This is a genomic window from Halomonas sp. LES1 (assembly GCF_031846005.1).
GTDB lineage: Bacteria > Pseudomonadota > Gammaproteobacteria > Pseudomonadales > Halomonadaceae > Halomonas.
The window spans coordinates 1-1,506 of record NZ_JAVRGC010000020.1 but is presented as its reverse complement, the minus strand read 5'-3'; the positions used below and the strand labels follow the sequence as shown (position 1 = coordinate 1,506).

Annotated in this window: 1 rRNA gene; it reads left to right on the top strand. The window is 54.2% G+C overall.

Features of this window, described 5'->3' with window-relative positions:
• Positions 1-83 precede the first annotated feature (83 nt).
• Positions 84-1,506 (top strand): 23S ribosomal RNA (locus RM463_RS17400); the annotation flags it as partial.

Genomic DNA, 1,506 nt, shown 5'->3' with positions numbered 1-1,506 from the left:
CAAGGAAAGAACACGAGATACGTTTCAAGCGCGTATCCGGCAATGTCGTGTGTCATCGCGGACCAGACCCTTTGGGGTTATATGGTCAAGCGATGAAGCGCATACGGTGGATGCCTAGGCAGCCAGAGGCGATGAAAGACGTGGAAGCCTGCGATAAGGCTCGGCGAGGTGGCAAACAACCTGTGACCCGGGCATCTCTGAATGGGGAAACCCACCCACGGTAACGTGGGTATCCCGCACTGAATCCATAGGTGGCGGGAGGCGAACCAGGGGAACTGAAACATCTAAGTACCCTGAGGAAAAGAAATCAACCGAGATTCCCCCAGTAGCGGCGAGCGAACGGGGACCAGCCCTTAAGCAGGTGACTGATTAGACGAACGCGTTGGGAAGCGCGGCCATAGTGGGTGATAGCCCCGTAGTCGAAAATCTGATCCTGTGAAATCGAGTAGGTCGGGGCACGAGAAACCTTGACTGAAGACGGGGGGACCATCCTCCAAGGCTAAATACTCCTGGCTGACCGATAGTGAACCAGTACCGTGAGGGAAAGGCGAAAAGAACCCCGGAGAGGGGAGTGAAATAGATCCTGAAACCGTATGCGTACAAGCAGTGGGAGCAGACTCGTTCTGTGACCGCGTACCTTTTGTATAATGGGTCAGCGACTTATTTTCAGTGGCGAGCTTAACCGTATAGGGGAGGCGTAGGGAAACCGAGTCTTAACTGGGCGACCAGTCGCTGGGAATAGACCCGAAACCGGGCGATCTATCCATGAGCAGGTTGAAGGTTGAGTAACATCAACTGGAGGACCGAACCCACGTATGTTGAAAAATGCGGGGATGACTTGTGGATCGGAGTGAAAGGCTAATCAAGCCCGGAGATAGCTGGTTCTCCTCGAAAGCTATTTAGGTAGCGCCTCACGTAGCACCGCCGGGGGTAGAGCACTGTTTCGGCTAGGGGGTCATCCCGACTTACCAACCCGAGGCAAACTCCGAATACCGGTGAGTGACGCGTGGGAGACACACAGTGGGTGCTAACGTCCATTGTGAAAAGGGAAACAACCCAGACCGTCAGCTAAGGTCCCCAAATCCTGGTTAAGTGGGAAACGATGTGGGAAGGCTCAGACAGCTAGGAGGTTGGCTTAGAAGCAGCCATCCTTTAAAGAAAGCGTAATAGCTCACTAGTCGAGTCGGCCTGCGCGGAAGATATAACGGGGCTAAACCAGGTACCGAAGCTACGGGTTCATCGAATGATGAGCGGTAGAGGAGCGTCGTGTAAGCCAATGAAGGGAGATCGAGAGGTCTGCTGGAGGTATCACGAGTGCGAATGCTGACATGAGTAACGACAAGGGAGGTGAAAAACCTCCCCGCCGGAAGACCAAGGGTTTCTGTTCGACGCTAATCGGAGCAGAGTGAGTCGGCCCCTAAGGCGAGGCCGAAAGGCGTAGTCGATGGGAAACGGGTTAATATTCCCGTACCTCACTGTATTGCGATGGGGAGACGGAGAAGGCTA